General features: G+C 70.9%; 21 protein-coding genes. 7 read left to right on the plus strand and 14 right to left on the minus strand.

Going from position 1 to position 20,650, the window contains the following annotated elements; all coding sequences use genetic code 11:
• Positions 1 to 154 precede the first annotated feature (154 nt).
• From ACFYY6_RS31130 to ACFYY6_RS31160, 7 genes are read right to left on the minus strand one after another with little or no spacing between them, the layout of a single operon-like run.
• Positions 155 to 769, minus strand: a complete 615-nt coding sequence (locus ACFYY6_RS31130; protein WP_389196783.1) for a TetR/AcrR family transcriptional regulator — start codon at positions 767 to 769, stop codon at positions 155 to 157.
• Positions 770 to 796: 27 nt separating this feature from the next.
• The gene (locus ACFYY6_RS31135) at positions 797 to 1,642 is read right to left on the minus strand and encodes a fumarylacetoacetate hydrolase family protein (RefSeq protein WP_351519065.1); all 846 of its coding nucleotides are present in this window, start codon (positions 1,640 to 1,642) and stop codon (positions 797 to 799) included.
• Positions 1,643 to 1,655: 13 nt separating this feature from the next.
• Positions 1,656 to 2,582, minus strand: coding sequence for a 3,4-dihydroxyphenylacetate 2,3-dioxygenase (locus tag ACFYY6_RS31140; protein WP_351635193.1), 927 nt, complete (start codon positions 2,580 to 2,582; stop codon positions 1,656 to 1,658).
• Positions 2,575 to 4,038 carry an aldehyde dehydrogenase gene (locus tag ACFYY6_RS31145; RefSeq protein ID WP_389196786.1) on the minus strand — a complete coding sequence of 488 codons (1,464 nt, stop codon included), beginning with the start codon at positions 4,036 to 4,038 and terminating at the stop codon, positions 2,575 to 2,577. The genes ACFYY6_RS31140 and ACFYY6_RS31145 overlap by 8 nt, the downstream gene beginning before the upstream one ends.
• A gap of 35 nt (positions 4,039 to 4,073) precedes the next feature.
• Positions 4,074 to 4,880, minus strand: a complete 807-nt coding sequence (locus tag ACFYY6_RS31150) for an acetoacetate decarboxylase family protein (protein WP_351519062.1) — start codon at positions 4,878 to 4,880, stop codon at positions 4,074 to 4,076.
• A 9-nt stretch (positions 4,881 to 4,889) separates the two neighbouring features.
• The gene (locus ACFYY6_RS31155) at positions 4,890 to 6,098 is read right to left on the minus strand and encodes an NAD(P)/FAD-dependent oxidoreductase (protein WP_388652492.1); all 1,209 of its coding nucleotides are present in this window, start codon (positions 6,096 to 6,098) and stop codon (positions 4,890 to 4,892) included.
• Positions 6,099 to 6,101: 3 nt separating this feature from the next.
• Entirely contained in the window at positions 6,102 to 6,290 is a 189-nt protein-coding gene (locus ACFYY6_RS31160) for a ferredoxin (protein WP_335932777.1), read from the minus strand.
• A gap of 345 nt (positions 6,291 to 6,635) precedes the next feature.
• On the opposite strand from ACFYY6_RS31160, the gene ACFYY6_RS31165 reads away from it, so the two are divergent.
• Both ACFYY6_RS31165 and ACFYY6_RS31170 read left to right on the plus strand, forming a co-directional pair.
• Complete coding sequence (locus ACFYY6_RS31165) at positions 6,636 to 7,991, plus strand: glutamine synthetase family protein (RefSeq protein ID WP_389196788.1); 1,356 nt, start codon at positions 6,636 to 6,638, stop codon at positions 7,989 to 7,991.
• Between the two features lie 18 nt (positions 7,992 to 8,009).
• Positions 8,010 to 9,308, plus strand: a complete 1,299-nt coding sequence (locus ACFYY6_RS31170) for a cytochrome P450 (protein ID WP_351519057.1) — start codon at positions 8,010 to 8,012, stop codon at positions 9,306 to 9,308.
• A 489-nt stretch (positions 9,309 to 9,797) separates the two neighbouring features.
• On the opposite strand, the gene ACFYY6_RS31175 is transcribed toward ACFYY6_RS31170, so the two are convergent.
• Positions 9,798 to 10,406, minus strand: a complete 609-nt coding sequence (locus ACFYY6_RS31175) for a TetR/AcrR family transcriptional regulator (RefSeq protein ID WP_351519055.1) — start codon at positions 10,404 to 10,406, stop codon at positions 9,798 to 9,800.
• A gap of 140 nt (positions 10,407 to 10,546) precedes the next feature.
• Here ACFYY6_RS31175 and ACFYY6_RS31180 point away from each other — a divergent pair, with 140 nt between their 5' ends.
• The 5 genes from ACFYY6_RS31180 (at position 10,547) to ACFYY6_RS31200 (ending at position 15,730) form a co-directional block, all read left to right on the plus strand.
• Positions 10,547 to 11,338, plus strand: coding sequence for a cyclase family protein (locus tag ACFYY6_RS31180; protein WP_351635199.1), 792 nt, complete (start codon positions 10,547 to 10,549; stop codon positions 11,336 to 11,338).
• Positions 11,339 to 11,391: 53 nt separating this feature from the next.
• A complete protein-coding gene (locus ACFYY6_RS31185) occupies positions 11,392 to 12,324 on the plus strand; it encodes a fumarylacetoacetate hydrolase family protein (RefSeq protein ID WP_351519053.1) in 933 nt (310 codons plus the stop codon).
• The gene (locus ACFYY6_RS31190; protein WP_351635201.1) at positions 12,321 to 13,547 is read left to right on the plus strand and encodes a thiolase family protein; all 1,227 of its coding nucleotides are present in this window, start codon (positions 12,321 to 12,323) and stop codon (positions 13,545 to 13,547) included. Before ACFYY6_RS31185 ends, ACFYY6_RS31190 begins: the two co-directional genes overlap by 4 nt.
• A complete protein-coding gene (locus tag ACFYY6_RS31195) occupies positions 13,544 to 15,028 on the plus strand; it encodes an AMP-binding protein (RefSeq protein ID WP_351635204.1) in 1,485 nt (494 codons plus the stop codon). The genes ACFYY6_RS31190 and ACFYY6_RS31195 overlap by 4 nt, the downstream gene beginning before the upstream one ends.
• Before the next feature lie 162 nt (positions 15,029 to 15,190).
• Positions 15,191 to 15,730 (plus strand): IclR family transcriptional regulator C-terminal domain-containing protein, encoded by a 540-nt coding sequence (locus tag ACFYY6_RS31200; RefSeq protein WP_351635206.1) that lies wholly within the window; start codon positions 15,191 to 15,193, stop codon positions 15,728 to 15,730.
• On the opposite strand, the gene ACFYY6_RS31205 is transcribed toward ACFYY6_RS31200, so the two are convergent.
• The 6 genes from ACFYY6_RS31205 to ACFYY6_RS31230 form a co-directional block, all read right to left on the minus strand.
• A complete protein-coding gene (locus tag ACFYY6_RS31205; RefSeq protein ID WP_389196791.1) occupies positions 15,701 to 16,822 on the minus strand; it encodes a sensor histidine kinase in 1,122 nt (373 codons plus the stop codon). The genes ACFYY6_RS31200 and ACFYY6_RS31205 overlap by 30 nt on opposite strands.
• Positions 16,819 to 17,496: a response regulator gene (locus ACFYY6_RS31210; RefSeq protein WP_389196793.1), complete on the minus strand. Its 678-nt coding sequence runs from the start codon at positions 17,494 to 17,496 to the stop codon at positions 16,819 to 16,821. Before ACFYY6_RS31210 ends, ACFYY6_RS31205 begins: the two co-directional genes overlap by 4 nt.
• Positions 17,497 to 17,861: 365 nt before the next feature.
• Positions 17,862 to 18,218, minus strand: a complete 357-nt coding sequence (locus ACFYY6_RS31215) for a hypothetical protein (RefSeq protein ID WP_351635328.1) — start codon at positions 18,216 to 18,218, stop codon at positions 17,862 to 17,864.
• Positions 18,176 to 18,484 (minus strand): hypothetical protein, encoded by a 309-nt coding sequence (locus ACFYY6_RS31220; protein ID WP_351525739.1) that lies wholly within the window; start codon positions 18,482 to 18,484, stop codon positions 18,176 to 18,178. Before ACFYY6_RS31220 ends, ACFYY6_RS31215 begins: the two co-directional genes overlap by 43 nt.
• A 75-nt stretch (positions 18,485 to 18,559) precedes the next feature.
• Complete coding sequence (locus ACFYY6_RS31225) at positions 18,560 to 19,420, minus strand: DUF3592 domain-containing protein (protein ID WP_351525740.1); 861 nt, start codon at positions 19,418 to 19,420, stop codon at positions 18,560 to 18,562.
• A 53-nt stretch (positions 19,421 to 19,473) separates the two neighbouring features.
• The gene (locus ACFYY6_RS31230) at positions 19,474 to 20,607 is read right to left on the minus strand and encodes a hypothetical protein (RefSeq protein ID WP_351525741.1); all 1,134 of its coding nucleotides are present in this window, start codon (positions 20,605 to 20,607) and stop codon (positions 19,474 to 19,476) included.
• Between the last annotated feature and the right edge of the window lie 43 nt (positions 20,608 to 20,650).

Raw genomic sequence — 20,650 nt, forward strand, 5'->3', positions numbered from 1 at the left:
CAAACGAGTTGCCTCATCGTGGGGTGCAACCATCCGCTTGGCAAGGGGTTGAGGGACGGGAGGGCCGGCCGTCGCACGGATCTTTACGCGGACGTGACCGAGGCCCGGGCCACGGCGCCCGGACGGCCGGCAGCCCACGGCCCGATGGAACGGGTCAGCGCCCGTCGGGCCCCTCGGCCAGTCCTGCCAGAAGGCTCCTCAGCTCCGTCAGCGCCTCTTCGGTGGCCTCGCGCTCGCCGAACACCAGCTGGTGCAGCACCAGGCCCTCCAGTGCCGCGAAGACGAGCCGGGACATGCCGCGGCTCGCCGGGCCGGGCAGGATACGGTCCAGTTCACGTCGAGTGGCCTCGAAGTACTCCTCGTAGAGGCTGCGCAGGTGTGACTGCAGCTCGGGCCTGCGCCGGGCCTCCAGAAGCAACTCGTACTGGAACGCCTGCAGCTCGGGGCCGAACTCGACCATGTCCACGAGACCGGTGGCGAAGTCGGCCGGACTGCCCGTGCCGATGTCGAGCGTGCTGCTGGCCAACGAGGAGCGGATGGCGTGGGTGACGGCCTCCTCGATCAGCGCGTCGCGCGAACCGAAGTGGTGCACGACGAGCCCATGGGTGACACCGGCCTCCTGGGCGACGGCCCGGTAGGTGAGCTTGCGCAGCCCGCCCCGGGCCACCACGCGTACGGCGGCGTCCAGCAGGGCCACCCGGCCCGTCCCGTAGTTCGTCACGCGCTTGCGGGGGCTGCGCTCGCCGGAGGGCCGGGCGGGGTCCGTCATGAGGCCGACCCTACCGGGGGGTGCCGGTCAGCGCTTCGGCGGCCGGATGCCGCGGAACTCCCAGTCGCCGCCGAGCGCGGTGGACAGCACTTCCTCCGACTCCGTGGGCTGGGCCCCCACGTCGGCCCGGACGGGGGTCGGTCCGGTGACGACGTGGTTGGTGAGCCGGCCGAGCCCTTCGACCTCCACCTCGACGACGTCCCCGGGCCGGACGGGCCGGGAGTTGGCCGGGGTGCCGGACAGCAGCACGTCGCCGGGGTACAGGGTGATGGTGCGCGCGATGTCGGCGACGAGATAGTGCATGTCCCACGTCATCTCGTCGGTGGAGCCGTCCTGGACGACCTCGCCGTTGACGTAGGTCCGCAGTCGCTTGCCGCGGAAGTCCCAGTCGGTGACCAGTCCGGGGCCGAGCGGGCACAGGGTGTCGGAGCCCTTGACGCGGAGCATGGAGCCGGCGTCGGTGTCGCGGAAGTCGTGGAGGCCGTAGTCGTTGGCCACGGTGTAGCCGGCGATGTGTTCGCCCGCCTCGGCCGGGGAGATGTTGCGCGCGGTCCGGCCGATGACGATGGCGACCTCGCCCTCGTAGTTGAGCCACTTGCAGCCTTCGGGGCGCACGATCGCGCCCTTGTGGGAGTTCAGGGCCGAGGTCGGCTTGTGGAAGTACGTGGGGGTGTCGGGCAGACCGATCTGGAACTCGTCCACCCGGCTGCGGTGGTTGAGGTGGACGGCGATCACCTTCGAGGGAACGACGGGCGGCAGGTGCTGGGCGTCGTCGATCGCGACGCGCCGGCCGTCACCGGCGACCAGTTCGTCTCCGTCGCGAAGGGTTTCCACTGCGGCGCCGTCGAGGAGGATGCGGCGGTACTCGGGCATGGCGGGAGCCTTTCTAGGCGTGGCTGCGGGGGGCGGAGGGCGAGGACGGGCCGACGCCCGTCCAGCCGTCCCGCGGGCGGTCGAACCAGAGATGGACCTGGCCCGTGCCGATCGAGTTCTCGTACGCGCCGTACTGGCGCGCCTTGGCCTTGCACGCCTGCTCACCGAGGGCGCCGGCCATCATCAGGTAGTGGAAGAACCTGGCCTCGGGCTTGTACTTCCAGAACTCGTCCATGGTGTCGAGGACCCTGTCGTGGCTGCCCTCCTGGAACCAGGCGATCCGCTCCTGGTCGGCCGCCCGTGCCTCGGGGGTGAAGATGTGCGCCGGGTCGCTCGCCTCGTGGTCGCGCAGCTCGCGCAGTGGCCAGAAGGTGTGCGACAGGGCGCCGGACGCGATCAGCAGCACGCGTCGGCCGGGGGTGGCGGCGATGCCGTCGGCCAGGGCGCGGCCCAGGCGCAGATGGTCCTCCATGTCGCCGGTCTGGCAGACGCCGATGGTCACCCACCGCTTGTCCGGCAGGCCTTCGCCGAGGAACTTCCACAGGTTGATCGTGGCGTAGTAGACGGGCAGGTACGCGTCGTCGATCGCGGTGATCCAGGTGCCGTGCTTGTCGGCGAACGAGGCGACGTTGTGGGCGAGTTCGGGATCTCCAGGAAAGTCGTAGGGCATGCGGCACATGCCGCGCGGCAGCTCCTCGGAGGTGAACAGGCCGGCGCGGCGCTGCTGAGCGGTGACGACGAACTCGACGGTGGTCGCCCAGTGGGAGTCCAGGACGACGACGGTGTCGTAGTCGTCGCGCTCGAAGACGTCCTCGCGCAGCTGCCTCAGGCCGGTGACGAGGGTGATCTCCTTGCCGCCGTTCAGCTCCCGCCTGGTCTCCTCGGGCAGCACGATGGTGGGGACGTGGGCGAGCAGGCCCGCCCCGACGATCTCACCCATGGTCCTTCCATCCCTTCGGCGCGGTGACGGTGTTCTTGAGGTCGCAGTAGAAGTCGAAGCTCCAGGTGCCTCCCTCGCGGCCGACCCCCGAGTGGCGGGAGCCGCCGAACGGTGCCTGGAGGTCCCGGACGAAGAAGCAGTTGACCCAGACCGTGCCGGCGACGAGCTGTGCGGTGACCCGTCCGGCGCGCTCGGCGTCGCCGGTGGCGACCGTGGCGGCGAGGCCGAAGCGGGTGTCGTTGGCCAGGCGTACGGCCTCGTCCTCGTCGATGAACGTCTGCAGGGTCAGGACGGGGCCGAAGACCTCCTCCTGGACGATCTCGGAGTCCTGGGCGACATCGGTGAGGAGGGTCGGGGCGTAGTACCGTCCCTCGCCCCGGTGTCCGCCGATGACCGCACGGGCCCCGGCCGCGAGCGCCCGCCGCACGAAACCGTCGATCTTCTCCAGCTGGCGCAGGTGGATGTTGGGGCCGACGTCGGTGGCCTCGTCGCGCGGGTCGCCCTGCCGGAGGCGTGACGCCTTGTCGACGAAGCGGCGGGTGAACTCCTCGGCCACCGTCTCCTCGACGAGGATGCGGGTGGCGGCCAGGCAGACCTGGCCGGCGTTGTCGTACTGCTCGACGGCGAGGTCGACGGCGAGGTCCAGGTCGGCGTCGGCGAAGACCAGCAGCGGGGACTTGCCGCCCAGTTCGAGGCTGAGGGGGGTGAGGTTGGCCGCGGCCGACGAGGCGATGCGACGGGCGGTCGGCACGGACCCGGTGAAGCTGATGCGGCGTACGTCCGGGTGGGAGGTGAGAGCGTCGCCGATCTCGGAGCCGTACCCCTGGACGACGTTGAGGACACCGGCCGGGAGCCCGGCCTCGGCGGCGATGTCGGCGAGCAGCGAGGCCGTCAGCGGGGACCATTCGGCGGGCTTGAGGACGACGGTGTCCCCGGCCGCCAGCGCCGGCGCGACCTTCCAGGTGGCCAGCATCAAAGGCGCGTTCCACGGGGTGATCAGCACACAGGGGCCGGCCGGATCCCAGCTGACGTGGTTGGTGTGGCCGCGGGTGTCGAAGTCCTCGTGGCCGAGCCGCAGCAGCCAGTCGGCGAAGAATCGGAAGTTGTGCGCGACGCGGGGCATGACACCGCGGCGGTGGGAGCGCAGGAGGGCGCCGTTGTCGGCCGTCTCCACGACGGCCAGCTCTTCGAGCCGTCGCTCGACGCCGTCTGCGATGGCGTGCAGGATGCGGGCGCGCTCGGCGGGCGGGGTGGCGGCCCAGGCGGGGAAGGCGGCCTTGGCGGCGGCGACCGCCGCGGCGGCCTCCGGCGCGGTGCCCCGGGCGATCTCGCCGAGGACGCTGCCGTCGATGGGGGAGACATCGGTGAAGGTCTCGGTGGACGCGACGCGTTCGCCGCCGATCCAGTGCCGGGTGTCGACGGCGACTCCGGCGACGGTGGTGATGTGTTCGCTCATGTCCTCACGGTCCTCGTGATCGATGCGGCGCGGGCTCACTCGGCGCCGGAGGTGTTCGACTCCAGCAGCCGGCCGCCGTCCCACACCACGCCGATCTGCCGGTAGTAGGCGGCGATCGGCTCGCGGACCTCCAGCCTGGCCAGCTCCTCGGTGGGCGATTCGAACAGCTCCAGATCGGCGTCGCCCACCCAGGACTGCCCGCCCTCGAACGAGGCGGCGCCGGACTCGACCAGCTCGTCCAGAGCCAGGCCCTTGCCCTTCTCGATGGAGGGCAGCCAGCGGTGGTGGGCCATCGGGTGGCCGTTGACGAAGCCATTGGTCTCGGACGGCTCGCGCAGGGTGACGACGGCCTGGGCCAGGCGCCGGTCCGCGGCGGCGAGGGTCGCGCCGAAACGGGCTCCGGCCTCCATGCGGGGCGCGGGCCCGTACGGGTGCGGGCGGGTCTGGTGGATGGAGCCGAGCTTCTTCGGGTAGCCCTGGTGCAGTCCCCGGGCGATGGCGAAGTCCTTGTCGACCCAGATGTACACGCAGCGCGTGTAGGTCCGCCCCTTGTACGTGCAGCGCACGACGGCGAACGCCTCCTTGTACTGGGCGAGCACCGGGTCGAGCAGTTCTTGTCCCGACGCGGAGCAGGACTGCCAGTCGGCCCAGATCAGCGCGACGGCGCCGGGGTCCTCGTCGGCGAGTTCCAAGGGCTCGGGCAGGAGCTCGCGCACGCGGGAGGGGTCGGTGCGGTATTCGACGGTGAGGAGGTCGCCGGAGTAGCGCCACGGCGAAGAGGGGATCAGCGACGAGGCACCCGTCGCCGTCTTGGGGTGGAAGTATCCACGGACACGGGCCACTTGGGTTCCTTACGTGGTGGGAGAGGGCTGCTTGAGGAGTTCGGCGCGGTAGCGGGCGGCGGCCGCCGCGGCGGCCCGGCCGCCCAGGGCCACGACGCCGACCAGGCGGTCCGCGCGGTGGTAGCCGCACAGGACGTCCCCGTCGAGGTCGCCGTCCAGGACGCGTACGTCGTCCTTGCCGAGAGCCGGGGTGCCGAAGGACTGGAGACGGAAGTCGTGCTGGTCGCTCCAGAAGGTCGGCAGCGGCGCGAACGGCGCGAGGTCGCCGTCGGCGCCGGTGAGGTGGTCGGTGAGCACCTTCGCGGCGTGCTTGGCCGTGTCGGTGGGGATGGACCAGTGCTCGACGCGTCGCGGGACGCCGTCGTACCGGGAGTTGGGGAAGCGTGCGACGTCGCCGACGGCGATCACGTCCGGGCGTCCGCCGACCCGCAGGTGCTCGTCCGTGAGCACGCCGTCGGAGAGGTCCAGGCCGTTGCCTTCGAGCCATTCGGTGTTGGCCACGGAGCCGACCGACTCCACCACCACGTCCGCGGCGAGGACCCTGCCGTCGGCCAGGGCCACCCCGGTGACCCGGTCGTCGCCGTGGAAGGCGGTCACCCCCGTGCCGAGGGCGAAGCTAATGCCCTTCTGTTCATGGCGCCTGAGCAGTGCTCCCGCGAGCAGCTCGCCCAGCGGTCCGACCATGGGCAGCGGCAGCGGGTCGACCACGGTGACCTCGGCGGCGCCGAGGGCCATGGCGGTGGCGGCCACCTCGCAGCCGATGAATCCGGCTCCCACCACGACCACGCGCACACCCGGCCGGGTCAGCGCCTCGCGCAGTCCCCTGGCGTCGTCCAGTGTGCGGACGGTGTGCCGGCCGACGACGGGACCGGGGCAGCGCAGTCGCCGGGGGCGCATGCCGGTGGCCACGACGAGACCGCGGTACGGCAGGGTCTCGCCGTCGTCGAGTTCGACGACCTGCCGGTCGAGGCCGGCGCGGACGATCCTGGTACCCAGAAGCCACCGCGCGTCGGAGACGCCGGCCCGGGGCCGGAAGGCGAGCGAGGCGAAGGACGCCTTGCCCGCCAGGACCTCCTTGGACAGCGGAGGCCGGTTGTAGGGCATGTGGGGTTCATCCCCGACCAGGGTGATCGGCCCGCCCCAGCCCGCGGCGCGCAGCTGCTCGGCGGCGCGCAGCCCGGCCATGGAGGCGCCGGCCACGACGATGGGTGCGCTCACGGCTCAGTCCTCGATCCGGATGGCCTGCAGCGGGCAGACGTCGGCGGCCTCCTCGACATCACCGCGCAGCGCCTCGTCGGGGTCGGCGACGTAGGCCAGACGCCCGTCGTCGTCGAAGCGGAAGACATCGGGGGCGGCGAAGACGCACTGGCCGTGGTCCTGGCACTTGTTCATGTCGACGACGACCTGCATGACCGGTCCTCCTGGTGCTGGGGGGAGCGTCGGGAAAGGGAAGGGAGAAAAAGGGGGACCCGGACTCACGGGGGCCGGGGCCCGGCCAAAGGGGCTCGGTGAGCACCGGCCCCTAACTCGTTTGGCGTCAAACAACATAGAAACCGGCCGGGCTCCGGTCAATAGCTATCCGTATGGATAAATTTCTGCGGCAGAACCCTTGCGGGAGAGCGACCGGCGTTCCTACCGTTTGCCACCAGCAAGCGAGCGGTGTCCTGCGCCTTTCCGCAGTCCGAAGCCGTCGCACTCCCTTCCCCCAGTGCCGCGAGCCCTGGGAGGCGCCCCACTTCCCCAGAGGAGACACCGGTGAGCGCATCCGACATCCCATCCGTCCGCCACCACATGCAGCGGCTGGCCGCCGAGGGCATCGACGTGGTCCGGGTGACCTATCCCGACCTCATCGGCACCGAACGCGCCCGGGACGTCCTGCTGGACCACCTGCCCTCGGCCTGCGACCACGGCCTCGCCTTCTGCCGCGCCGTCTACCACACCAACCCCCAGGGCGATGTGGTCCCCGTCCCTGGAGGACTGGACGCAGGCCTGCCCGATATCTGTGTACGCCCCGACCTCGACACCCTGACCGCCCTGCCCTGGGAACCCGGCGTCGCCAGCTGCCTCGGCGACGTCACCGACCCGGCCACCGAGCTGCCCGCACCGGAGTCTCCCCGCGATCTGCTCCGCACGGTCGTCGACCGATGCGGCGAGTACGGTCTGAACCCGGTCGTCGGCCCGGAGCTGGAGTACTTCCTGTGCGACGCGACTTCCGACAACCCGCAGGGCTGGCGCCGCTACAGCGACGCCGCGGGCGTCGTCTACACAGCGGGCCTGCGCGCCGACAGCGACAACCACCTGCTGCGCACCCTGCGCCTGCTGCGCGACCTGGACATCGACATCACCAGCGGCAACCACGAGTTCGACGGCTCGCAGTTCGAGATCAACCTGACCCACTCCGACGCCATGGAGGCCGCGGACCGTGCCTTCCGCTTCAAATCCGCGGTCAAGGAACTGGCCCGCAAGGAAGGCCGGCTGGCCACCTTCATGGCCAAGCCCTTCCAGGGCGCGGGCGGATCCGGCTTCCACCTCCACCTGTCCTGCGTGGACGACGAGGGCAAGAACAGCTTCGCGGACCCGTCCGCGCCGTACGGCCTGACCGCCACCGCACGCCACGCGGTGGCCGGCATCCTTGCCCACGCCCCGGCACTTGCCGCGCTGGCCAACCCGACGGTCAACTCCTACAAGCGCTTCGGCCCCGACACCCTCGCGCCGTGGCTGATCGACTGGGGGCTGGACAACCGCAGCGCCATGGTCCGCATCCCGCCGGAACGCGGCTCCGGAACCCGCCTCGAACTGCGTCTGGGAGACGCGAGCGCGAACCCCTACCTGCTGATCGCGGGAACCATCGCGGCAGCGCTCCTGGGAGTCGTGGCCGGCGAGGAGCCGGCCGCCCCACTGGAGGGCTACGGCTACGACACCACCAAGTCCGCCGTCCTGCCGATGACCCTGCCCGACGCCCTCGACGCGCTGGAAGCGGACACCGCTCTGACCGACGTGCTCGGCAAGGACTTCACCACCGCCTACCTCTCGTACAAGCGCGACGAGGTCGCACGCTTCCATCGGCACGTCACCGACTGGGAGTTCACCGAGTACGCCTACCACCTGTAAAGCCGAGGAGACGAACCCATGACCTCCGTGACGACCACACCGTCCGCGTCCGGTGCCATCGACGAACCGATGCCCCTGGACCAGGTGAACCTGGCTGATCTCGACAACTTCACCGACGGTGTCACACCGTGGCGCATGTTCCATACCCTCCGCCACGAGGACCCCGTCCACTGGCAGCCGGAAGAAGCGCCCAACTCCGGTTTCTGGGCGGTCACCCGGCACGCCGACATCGCCCGCGTCGACCGGGACGCCGAGACCTTCACCTCTACCAGGTTCGTGAACCTGGAGGAGGTCGACGACGACCAGATCAAGAAGCGCGCCTCCATCCTGGAGCTGGACGGAGTGCGCCACCGCGCCATGCGCAGCCTCCTGCAGCGCCAGTTCGGCGCAAGCGTCATCAACAGTTACGCCGACTTCCTGCGCGGCCTGACCGCCACCACGCTGGACGCGGCCCTGTCCAAGGGCACCTTCGACTTCGTCAAGGAGGTCTCCGCCGACTTCCCCATCAACGTCCTCGCCCGCCTCCTGGACGTGCCCCCGGAGGACAACCAGCAGCTCATCGACTGGGGCAACCGCATCATCGGCAACACCGACCCCGACTACGCCGATGTCCTCCTGGCCAGCGAGGAGAGCGAGAAGTACCGCGACCTGCCGTTCCGCTCGCCCGCCTCCCTCGAGGTCTTCGCGTACGGCCGCGAGCTCGCCCGGCAGCGGCGCGGCGGCGACGGCACCGACCTGATCTCCAAGCTCGTCAACGAGACCCCGCGCGACGGGGTGCCGCTCTCGCCGCAGGACTTCGACAACTACTTCCTGCTCCTCGTCGTCGCCGGCAACGAGACCACCCGCCACACCATCAGCCACTCCATGCTGGCCCTCCTCCAGCACCCCGAGCAGCTCGCCCGCCTCCAGGAGGACCCCTCCCTCATCCCCACGGCGGTGGAGGAGTTCCTGCGCTGGGCCTCTCCCGTCTACCACTTCCGCCGCACGGCCACGCGTGACGTCGAACTCGGCGGCAAGCGGGTCAAGGAGGGCGACAAGGTCGTCATGTGGTTCGCCTCCGGCAACCGCGACGAGGACGTCTTCGGCAACCCCTACGACTTCGACGTGACCCGCAAGGACAACGACCACGTCACCTTCGGCAAGGGCAGCCCCCACCTGTGCCTGGGCAACCTGCTCGCGCGCACCGAGATCCGCATCATGTTCGAGGAGCTCATCCCCCGACTGGCGGGCATCGAACTCGCCGGAGACATCCCGCGGGTGCGCTCCAACTTCGTGAACGGCATCAAGAAGCTGCCTGTTGAGGTCACCCTCGCCTGAAACAGTGAGGATCGATCACGGCATCGCCCGGAGGTCCGGTCCTCCGACCGACCGGTGCCTCGGTTGCCCTTCTGCGCAATCGCGGTATGCCGGGCGATGCCGATCGAGCGGGTGATGTCCGGCGAGCCCGAGCCGCCCTCCGACTCCGACACCGTCGGCGCCGAGATGCTCGGCGGCGTAGGCACGCAGGTCCTCGCGGACCAGGACGGCGTCCCGGCGGGCGTTGCGCAGCAGCCGCTGCCTCGGCCCGGGCCGGGCGTGACCGGCCTGTTCGGCCGGCTGTCAGCAGCTCTTCCGTCGGGCACGCGACGGGGTCATGCCTTTCGGGCTTCGTGTTCGGCGGCAGGACGATCACGCGCCCGCTCGGTGGACTCCTGCGGGGCGGGCTTGTGTCGCCACCGCGCCGACCACCGTGCCCATGTTGCTCGTCGGATCGATCGGCGCACTGGTGACCGTCCTCGTCCGGCGCGGCCCGGAGCCGGGTGCGGGTCAGGCGCCGGACGGAGTGTCAGCTCCGGTTCCGGACAGTGCGTCGGTGTAGATGCCCGTCATCGCGGTCACGGCCCGTCGGCGGTTCAGGGCCGGGTCCAGGCGGTGCTGGATGTTGATGCCCAGGGTGCCGCCGAGCAGTGCCGCCGCGACGGCCTCCGGGTCGGTGACGTGCGCGCCGGTCGCGCGCAGGTGGTCGGCGTACAGGCCGCGGATCTTGGCGTACTCCTCGGCGTACGTCGTGCGCAGGGCCGACTCGCGGCTCACCGCTTCGATCAGGAGTGTCGAGAAGATGTGCGCCTCGGGCCGGGACATCAGGGCGAAGTTCGCCTCGAGCAGCGCCTCGATTCCGGCGTCCGGCCCGGTGGCGGCCAGGCGTTCGCGCATGAAGTCCGTGCCCCACCGGAACGCTTCCTCGATCACCGCCTTCAGCAGCCCGTCCTTCGAGCCGAAGTGCCAGGCCACGGAGCCCCGGCTGATGCCCGAGCGCTCCGCCACGGCCTGGACGGACGCCGCGGCGGCCCCGCCCTCGGCGGCGAGTTCCCACGCGGCGGCCACCAGCCGACGCCGGGTCTCGGCGGAGATCTCCTGCTTGCGGGTCGCACCCACGCGGTGTCCTTCCCAACGTTGCGGCGGCTTGACGCGGCCGATTCTGTCACGCCGGCCGGGCGGCGCCGGGGCCGGGGAACCCTTGCCTATGTTATCTGTCCAGTTCTATGATGAGCGTCCAATAACTAAGGAGGGCTCTCATGGAACTGATCGACCTCACCAGGACGCTGGATCCCGCCGACCGCGAGCGGCTCCCCGAGCAGCTGCGCCCGCTCGCCTCGGTGGTCGCGCCCACCGTGACCTACGCGCACCCGACGGGCGAGGGCCGCGAGCAGTTCGCCGCCGCCATGCACTGCAGCGTCGAGGACCTGCCCGACGGCGAGGGCTGGGGCGCGGAACTGCTCACCGACTTCAACTCCCACCTCGGCACCCACGTCGACGCCCCGCTGCACTACGGCTCGACCTGCGAGGGCAGGCCCGCCCGCACCATCACCGACATCGCCCTGGACGAGCTGTGGTGCGAGGCGCTCGTGCTGGACCTGCGCGACCGGTGCGAACCGGACGCCCCGATCACCGTCGAGGCGCTGGAGTCCGCCCTCGCCGACAACGGCGCCCCGGTCCCGGCCGGCGGAGCGGTCCTGCTGCGTACCGGCCAGGAGCGGTACGGGCTGTCCGACCCCGAGTTCTTCCGCTACCCGGGCATGAGCCGCGAGTCGACGTTGTTCCTGGCCGACCTCGGGGCAAAGGTCCTGGGCACCGACGCCGCGGGCTGGGACCTGAGTTTCTCCGTGATGGCGGGCAAGTTCCGCGACAGCGGCGACAACTCCGTGCTGTGGGACGGCCACCGGGCCGGCCGCGAACGGGAGGTCTTCATCGTCCAGCAGCTGACGAACCTCGCCGCGCTGCCCCCGTCGGGGTTCCGGGTGGCGTTCTTCCCGATCAAGCTCGCCCGCGCGAGCGCCGCCCCGGCCCGAGTCGTGGCCTTCGTCTGACCCCCGATCCCCGCAGACCGACCCCTGCACCCTGCTGAGGAGAGGAACCGACCATGAAACTCGCAACCGTGGAGCACGACCGCGTCGAGCGGACCGCGCTCGTACTCGATCGGGGTGAGCGCTTGCTGCTGCTCGACCGCGCCCACCGCCTGGTGACGGGCGAGCACGCCCCCGCGCTGACCACCATGCAGACGATCATCGACGGCGGCGAACCCGTGCGGCAGACCCTGGAGCGGCTCGCCGCACAGGCCCCGTCCGAAGCGGTCGTCGCCGCGTCCGAGGTGCGCTGGATGTCCCCGCTGCCCAGGCCCGTGCAGATCCGGGACTTCGGCAGTTTCATGGATCACTTCCGCAACGCCCGCTCCCGGATCCAGGGCATCCCGGCCGACCAGGTCGAACTGCCCGCCATCATGCTCGAACGCCCGCTGTACTACGTGACCAACCGGCTCTCCGTGACCGGCCACGACAGCGACATCCACTGGCCCGCGTACTCCTCCGTGCGGGACTACGAGCTGGAGTTCGCCTGCGTGCTGGGCCGCGGCGGCACGGACATCCCCGCAGCGGACGCTCCGTCGTACATCTTCGGCTACACGATCTTCAACGACTTCAGCGCCCGAGACACCCAGCTGGAGGAGATCGCCACCGGGCTGGGCCTGAGCAAGAGCAAGGACTTCACCGGCTCGAACGTCCTGGGCCCGTGGATCGTCACCGCCGACGAGCTCGGCGACCCGTACCGGCTCACGATGACCGCCCGCATCAACGGCGAGGAGGCCAGCCGGGGCACGTCCGCCGACATGCACCACAGCTTCGCCGACATGATCGCCTTCGCCTCCCGGTCGACCCGGCTGCACGCCGGAGAGGTCCTGTGCTCGGGTACCGTGCCCACCGGCTGCGGGCTGGAGCACGGCCGCTTCCTGGAACCGGGCGACACCGTGGAACTCGAAGTCTCCGGTCTGGGCGTGCTGCGCAACCGGGTCGTGTCATGAACCGCGAAGCGCTCGTTCTCGGCGTCGGAGCCACCCCGTTCGGCCGCCACCCCGACCGCAGTGCCGGCGACCTCGCCGGCCGGGCCGCGCACGAGGCGCTGCGCGACGCCGGGCTCGCCCCGGCCGACGTCGGCGCCGTCTTCCACGCCACGGTCAGCCAGAAGGCGATCGACGGCCAGCACATGATCCCCGGCCAGGTCGCCCTGCGTCCGCACGGGTTCGCCGGGGTGCCCGTGGTGAATGTGGAGAACGCCTGTGCGGGCGGCGCCACGGCCCTGTGGCTGGCGATCGCCCACGTACGGGCAGGCCTGTCGGACGTCGCCCTGGCCGTCGGCGTGGACAAACTCGTCTGCGCCGATCCCGCCCAGGGGCTGGCGGTGTTCGACGGGGCCATGGACATCGCCCACCGCGAGGAGACCCTGGCCGCGCTCACCGCCCTGACCGACCCCCTGCCGCCCGAATTGACCGTGGAAGGCGACCGGTCGGTGTTCATGGAGATCTACGCCTCCCTGGCCCGCGCCCACATGCAGCGCTTCGGCACCACCGAAGCCCACCTGGCCGCGGTCTCGGCGAAGAACCACGCCCACTCCGTGCACAATCCCCGGGCCCACTTCCGCCGAGCGTTCACCGCGCAGGAGATCCTGACGGCGCGGCGGGTGGCGTGGCCGCTGACGGTGCCGATGTGCTCACCGGTCAGCGACGGGGCCGCCGCTGCCGTCGTGACGCGCGCCGACTTCACCCGTGACGAGTCGGCCGTGGCGGTACTGAGCAGTGTCCTGTTGTCGGGCACCGACCGGGCGGCGGACGACGCCGGGCGGCACATCGGCCGCCGGGCCGCGCTCGCCGCCTACGAGAAGGCCGGCATCGGCCCGCAGGACATCGACGCGGCGGAGGTCCATGACGCCACCGCCTTCGGCGAGATCCAGCAGGTGGAGAACCTGGGATTCTGCCCGATCGGCGACGGCGGCCCGTGGTCGGCCTCGGGCGCCGGCGCGCTCGGTGGCACCCTCCCGGTCAACCCGTCCGGAGGACTGGAATCGCGCGGCCACCCGGTGTCCGCCACCGGACTGGCGCAGGTCTTCGAACTGGTCACGCAGCTGCGCGGCCGGGCGGGCGAGCGCCAGGTCCCCGACGCGCGCATCGCCATCGCCGAGAACGGCGGCGGCCTCTACGGAATCGAGGAGGCGGTGGCCGCCGTGACCATCCTGGGAAGGACCCGATGAGACCCGGCTACGCGAACCTGATCCTGTCGGCGCTGCGCCGGCGGCCCGAGCGCACCGCCTTCCGCTTCACCGGCGACGACGGGGCGAAGCACACCTGGACCTACGGCGAGACCGCGGAACGGATCGAACGCACCGCAGCGGCGTTCGGACGACTGGGCCTCGTGCCCGGCAACGGGCTCGCCCTGCTGTGCGGTCCCAACCCGCAGGCGTTCACCGTCATGGCCGCCGCCTGCCTGGCCGGACTGCGCTACACCGCCCTGCACCCGCTGGCCACCGCGGACACCGACCGGACGATCCTGCGCGACAGCGCGTCCGACTACCTGGTCGTGGACGACACCCGCTTCGCCGCCCGCGCCCGCCCCGACGGCACCGAGGCGATCACCCTCGCCGAACTCGACCGCCTCGCCGCCGACACACCCCCCGGTCCGAACGACCCGCGCGGCCCCGCGCTCTACCTCTTCTACACCGGTGGCACGACCGGCGACCCCAAGGGCGTGATGCTGCGCGACCGCTCACTGCTCGCCAACGCCTGGGCCTGCTCCACCTGGGCCTGGCCGCCGGACACCCACTTCCTGATCACCACCCCCATGTCGCACGCCGCCGGGCTTCTCGTCGCCCCCGGTCTGCTCCACGGCGCCGGCTTCGAACTCCACCCCTCCTTCGACCCGGACCACGTCATCGACGCGATCGAACACGACGGCGTGAGCGCCACGTTCGTCGTTCCCACGATGCTGTACACCCTGCTCGACCACCCCCGGCTCCCCGCAGCCGACCTGTCGGGGCTGAACTGGGTCCTCTACGGTGCCGCACCCGCCGACCCCGCCCGGCTCGCCCAGGCGCACCGGCTCCTCGGCCCCGTGCTCAGCCAGCACTACGGCCAGGCCGAGGCCCCCAACGCGCTGACCGTCCTGGACCCGGCCGAGCACCGCGACGACCCGCACGTACTGAGCAGCTGCGGTCGGCCCATGCCCGGCGTGGAGATCGCCCTGCTCGACCCGCACGGCCGGCACGTACCGGCAGGCGAGCCCGGCGAGCTATGCGTCCGGGGACCGCTCGTGATGGACGGCTATTGGAACAAACCCGAGCAGACCGCAACGGCGCTCGACGGAGGCTGGCTGCACACCGGCGATGTCGCCCGCCGGGACGACACCGGCCTGATCACGATCATCGACCGGATCAAGGACACCATCATCACCGGCGGGTTCAACGTCTTCCCGCGCGAGGTCGAGGACGCCCTCGCCACGCACCCGGCCGTGGCCGCCAGCGCCGTCTACGGCACGCCCGACCCGCGCTGGGGCGAAGCCGTCACCGCCACCGTGGTCCTGCACCCCGGACGGCAGGCCACTCCAGCCGATCTGACGGACCACGTCCGCGCCCGCAAGGGCGCACTCTGGGCCCCGAAACTGCTCCGTCTCGCCGATTCGCTGCCGCTCACCGCCCTGGGCAAGATCGACAAGAAGAAACTCCGCAACCAGCCCTGAACGGGGCTCGGGCGCACAAACCGCCCCGCCTCCTCCGACGACGGTCGACCGGCGACACCGGCACGAGGCCCTGGAGGACCGCCCCGGGAACGACAGGTCCTCCAGGACCTCGTGCGCACCCGGCCGCGCAGGAGGACCGGGGCGTTCCCCGTCCGCTCGTAGATGTTCAGGCTCTCGGCCCGGCCGACCGGGGCATACCGGCCGTGCTCGGACGGTGCTCGGGCGGCGGGCCCTGCGCCGGTCGGTCGCCGTTGGTCGGCGGCATTCCTGGAGGAGGTTCCGTCGGGCCTGTCGTGGGTGGGGCGTTCATACCCGCTGTACTGCGACGACGCGGGGAAGGCGCTGCTGTGGGACTCCGGTCGGGAGGAGCTCGAGATGGTGTTCGCCGGCACGGGGTTCGTCGCTTTCGGGCCTGCCGCACCGGCTGATGTCGCCGAATTCGAGGCGCGGCTGATCACGGCCCGGCAGCGGGGCTACGCCGTTGTGGACGGGGAGTCGGAACCGGGTGTGTTCGCGGTGGCGGCGCCCGTTCGGGCGGCTTGCGGGAACCTGTGCAGTCGGCGGCGACCGGCGAACGTTCGTACCGCGGGCCGCGGGAGCAGAGGGAAGCCGTCCGCCTCCTGTGTTTCCGCAGGTAGGAGCGGTTGCCGGGCGACGAGTAGGTCCAGCCCATCAGGCATCTCCGTTCGCCGGGACGCGTAGGGCCACCCTGTACCCGTCGTTCGCGGTCGTGCCCGCTTCGAGGGTGCCGCCCAGGAGTTCGGCTCGTTCTCTGAGACCGATCAGGCTCTGGCGGGAGCCGGGGAGAGGAAGGGCGGGACGGGTGGGGGGTGTGTTCGTGACGGTGACGACGAAGGCGCCGGGCTCGTGGCGGAGGCATACGGTCGCGGTGGCGCCGGGTGCGTGCTTGCGGACGTTGGTGAGGGCTTCCTGGACCGTGCGGTAGATCGCACGCTGCACGGGCGTGCCGATGTCATGGGGAAGCTCACCGGTCAGTTCGGTGTCGATGCCGCTCGTAGTGATCAGCTTGTGCAGGTCGGCCAGGGTTGGCTGGGGGGTCAGCTCGGTGGCGTGGCCGCCCGAGGCGCGCAACAGGGTGACCATGTGGCGCAGTTCGTCCAGGGTGTCGACGCTGAGGGAGCGGATGGTGCGGGCGCCCTCCTTGGGGTGCGGGTCCCTGGTGGCGACTTGGAGCGCGCCCGCCTGGACGGCGATCAGGCTGACCTGGTGGGAAACGACGTCGTGCATCTCGCGGGCGAGCTGGGCGCGTTCGCGGGCGAGGGCGGCTTGGGAGTGCAGGAGGCGTTCGTGTTCGCGGGCCCCCTCTATCTCGACGAGCCGGAGTGCCAAGTCCCGTCTGGCCTGGACGAGTTGGCCCAGCAAGACGGGCGCGACGGCGGTGGCGAGGGGGTAGAAGAAGTAGACGACGGTCCAGGTGTGTTCGTGTGCGGAGATGTTTTCCAGAGGCCAGGGGGCAGCGGAGGCAAGCGCGAACAGTACCGCGCAGGCGGTGAGCAGGCGGCGGTTGCGGGAGCGCTCAGCCAGTGTGAACAGGGCCGCGAAGGGGGCGAACACAATGTCCAGCATCAGGCTGGCGGGCAGCGTGAGCAGGAACACCGTGAGCGGGAAGCGGCGACGGGCTGCGATCGCGGCGCAGGCGATCGCGGCCATGGACTGAGCGGCGGCGGACGCGGCCTCCAGGTTGAGCAGCACGTCGGCGGCCGCGACGGCAACGACGACGATGTCGACGACTGGGGCGGGGACGCGTGCCCACCAGGCCTTCGGCGCGGTCATCGGCCCGGCTCCGGGCGGTGCCGAGTGTCGTCGTCGAGCAGGCCGGCCCGCTGGGCGAGCAGCGCCGCCTGGAGCCGGCTGGTCACCCGCAACTTGGCGAGGATCGCGCTGACGTGGTCCTTCACCGTGCCCGCGCTGAGGTGGATCCGGCCGCCGATCTCCCCGTTGGACAACCCCTGCGCGACCAGCACGAGCACCTCGCTCTCCCGGTCACTGAGCCGTCCGACGCGGCCGGCCTCCCCCTGGTCGGCCGCTGCGGCCCCCGGGTGGCTCTGCCAGACCGCCCGGGACGCCTTCGGTGACATCACCACCCCGCCCACTGCCAGCGTCCGTACCAACTGGGCGAGTTGATCCGGCTCGGTATCCTTGAGCAGGAAGCCTGCCGCACCGGAACGCAGCGCGGTCAAGACGTACTCGTCGGCGTCGAACGTTGTCAGCATCGCCACCACCGGAGGCTCCGGCAGCGCGCGCAGCCGCCCCAGCACGGTCAGGCCGTCCACATCCGGCATGCGGATGTCGAGAAGCACGACGTCCGGTGTCTCCCGCCGCGCGACATCGACCGCCTCGGCACCGGCAGTGGTGGCGACGACCTCGATGTCGTCGGCTGCGTTCAGGATGAGGCGGAATCCGGACCGCACCAAGGCCTCGTCGTCGACCACCATCGCCCGGATCATGTGCGCTCCGCCCTGCCGTAGTCGTCCATGTCGTCTTTGAAATCCATGCGGTCGCGGGAGTCGCACAGTGGTGTCGATTGTCACCATGGCGAACCTAGTGCCGTGACCGGCAACGTTTGCCCCGTCGCACCGTCCGGCACGCACTCCCCCAAGGCCTCAAGGGGCAGGGGGGACCCCCTTCGGCGTTGGCCGAAAGCCCACGTAGCCCTTCCCTGAGCTCTCGACTTCGTTCGAGCAGGGGAGACCCCATCCGAGGGCTTTCGGCCGCCTTGCGATCAATGGGGTCTCCCCTGCTCGAACAAGGCTGAGAGCTTGGGGAAGCACCGGACGACGCTCCTTCCGGGCAAACCTTGCCGGTCACGGCACTAGAACCCAAAGCGCCCTGCGAAACGGCCGGGTAAGCCGCACCCGCCCGCCGCCACTCCCGGCGCGCACCGTCGCTGACGCAACTTCGTACAAGACCCCACCGGCCTGCCGCCCCAGAGTTTGGCGAGGTACATCATCGTCAACGTCTCTGGAGCAGAGATGGAGCAGTTCCTCGCTGTCGCGGTCGCGCACTTCCTCGCCCTATTGATCCCCGGAGTGGACTTCTTCCTCATCGCCCGCACCGCGATGATCAGTGGCTGGCGTAACGCCAGCGGCATATGTGTCGGGATCGCCTGTGCGAACGGCATCTTCATCACGGCGGCGTTCTCGGGGCTGTCGTTGATCTCGACGCCCATGGTCCTGCAGCGTTTGGTTGGCGCCGGGCCCGCGACTCGTCACTGTGCGGTACCCGGACCGCCTGGGTGTAGCGGTATCCGAAGGCGGCCCGGTCGGTGCCGTGGAGGGCGGCGTGCGGATCGCGTACGACACCGAAGATCAGCTCGCCGGGCTTGCCCGGTTTCTTGTAGTCCACCCGTACCCCGAGCCAGGGCAGCGGGACCCGGAGCATGGTCTCGATACTGTTCAGCGGGAACAGTTCGAACACCCCGGTCCACGCGCACATGCAGGTCCTCGTAGTCGAACGTGAGGGGACCCATGGGGGAAAAGCACTCCAGTGCGTACCGCCGCTCGTCGCGTGTCACAGCAGTGCCGCTCCGACGACGGCCGCCGCCACTCCGAGGAGGAGTGCCACGGTGCCGCAGGTGATGTCGAGTGCGCGGGAACGGTCTTCGGCCGCGAGGTTCGGGGTGAAGACGGCGGGGTCGTCGGGGTCGTAGTGGATCGCGACGTTGCGGCCGTAGGAGTTCGTGGGGTCGGGCAGCTCGTCGGCGCAGTAGGCGGTGACGGCCGTGCCCTTGTGGGTGGTGAAGGCGATGACCGGCGTGTGGCTGGTGCAGGTGCCGCCCTCGCTGTCCGTGCTGGTGTCCGTGAGCACGGCGACGACGCGGCCCGGAACCGGGGGTTGGGAGTTCAGCGCGGCGACACGGCGGCTCACCGCGCGTGCGCTCTGGGGCATGTACCACACGCCGGACAGGGTCCAGGGCACGCCGAAGCCGATCAGGGCCCACGGCCAGCTCCAGTCGATCGCTGCGAAGACCACCAGTCCGACGTAGATCAGGAAGAGCGCGAAGTTCGGCCACCCGAGCCCGCGTCGGCCTGCCCGGAGGTCGCTGACGAACTGGTAGGCGTGCGGTCTCCCGCGCGGGTAGCGGACCCCGATCTCCCGGCCCGTCCAGGCCGCCGTGATCCTCTCCCCGTGGTCACGGTCGTTCGTCACGGTGAACTCCTCGCCAGTGGAGGGGTCCTGGAAGGAGACGACCACGGGTATCCCGTCCCGCTGCGAGCTGCCGTGCCTGGGTTCGCGGACCTGCTCGATCCGCCCCAGGACCCGGACGGCCCGCTGCGCCGGGGTCATCCCGGCCAGCGACCGGGCGTACCCGACCAGTGCGATGGTGCCGAACACTGCGCACCACAGCGCCAGATATCCCTGCAGGCCCATGCGGCCTCCCTTTTCTTCTTTTCCTCTGTGAGATGCGGCTGGCGCGGCGTCCGTCAGTGCGCCGGGGTGCGCCGCAGCACCTTGCCGTCCCCGTCCGCCTCCAGCGAGGCCGTTCCCTCGGTTCCCGTCACACCGACCCTGATGGTGAGGGAGCCGGTGAGGCGTTCGACGGTGAGCTGCCAGGTCTGGGGGGAACCGACGCCCAGGCTGCTTTTCGCCTCCTCGACGAGGGCGGGGAAGCGGTCGTAGGGCAGGGAATCCGGATCGAACGTCGGGGCCTGCGAGCCGGTGGGCGCGTACACGACCGACAGCAGCCGGTCCTGTACGACGACGGTGAGCGCCGCGCGCGTGTCCGTGCTCTTGGTGAGCGAGCCGCCGGCCTTGCGCAGCTCGCCCTTGTCGAGGAACGACTGGTTCGGGCCGAGGGTGACCGTGCCCGAGGCCGACGACACCACCGTGGTCGACGAAGACGAAGACGAAGACGAAGACGAAGAGGCGGAGGCGGAGGCGGAGGCCGACGGCTGGGCGGAGGACGGTGGCTGTGCGGAGGCGCCCTCGTCGAACAGGTCGGCGCGGAACAGCAGGACCACACCGGCCGCGGCGAGCAGCAGGGCGAGCAGCGTGGCGGAGCCGACGGCACAGCCCCCGGTGGGCTCGCTCGTCAAGACCGGCCCCGGCGCCGAGTCGAGGCGGGCACCGGCCACCCGCTCCTCCCACTCGGGCGTCGGCCGCTTCACGATCCTCACCCGCCACGGCTTCTCCGGCGGGTACTGGACCACCACGACGCCGCCCGCCCGGTAGTCGGGCAGGTCCGCGAGGTTGATGTCCTGCGTGAACGCGACGCGGAGCGCTGGTACGTCATCCGGCGCGACCGTCAGATCGAACCGCACCGCCACGTCGCTCGTCGCCTCACCCCCGACGGCCTCCACGCTCTCGACCACCGCGAGCGCCGTACACGGCGCGATCGCCGCCTCCCGGGCCCGCCTCGGCATACCGGCGAGGAAGAAGACCAGGCCGTAGGCCGCGGGTAGGCCCAGTCCGGTGACGAACAGCGGCACGCTCTCGATGATGCCGCCGACGACGAGAGCGGCCAGCGACGCCCCGATCACACCACCCGTCAGGAGTCCCCGGGCGAGGGCGACGGACGTGTTCCGTGCGGGGGGCACGCCACCCGTGGTGATCGTCATATGGGTGATTGTGCCGGGCTCGGGTGACGGCCGGTAGATGTCC

This window comes from Streptomyces sp. NPDC001750, assembly GCF_042892615.1.
Lineage (GTDB): Bacteria > Actinomycetota > Actinomycetes > Streptomycetales > Streptomycetaceae > Streptomyces.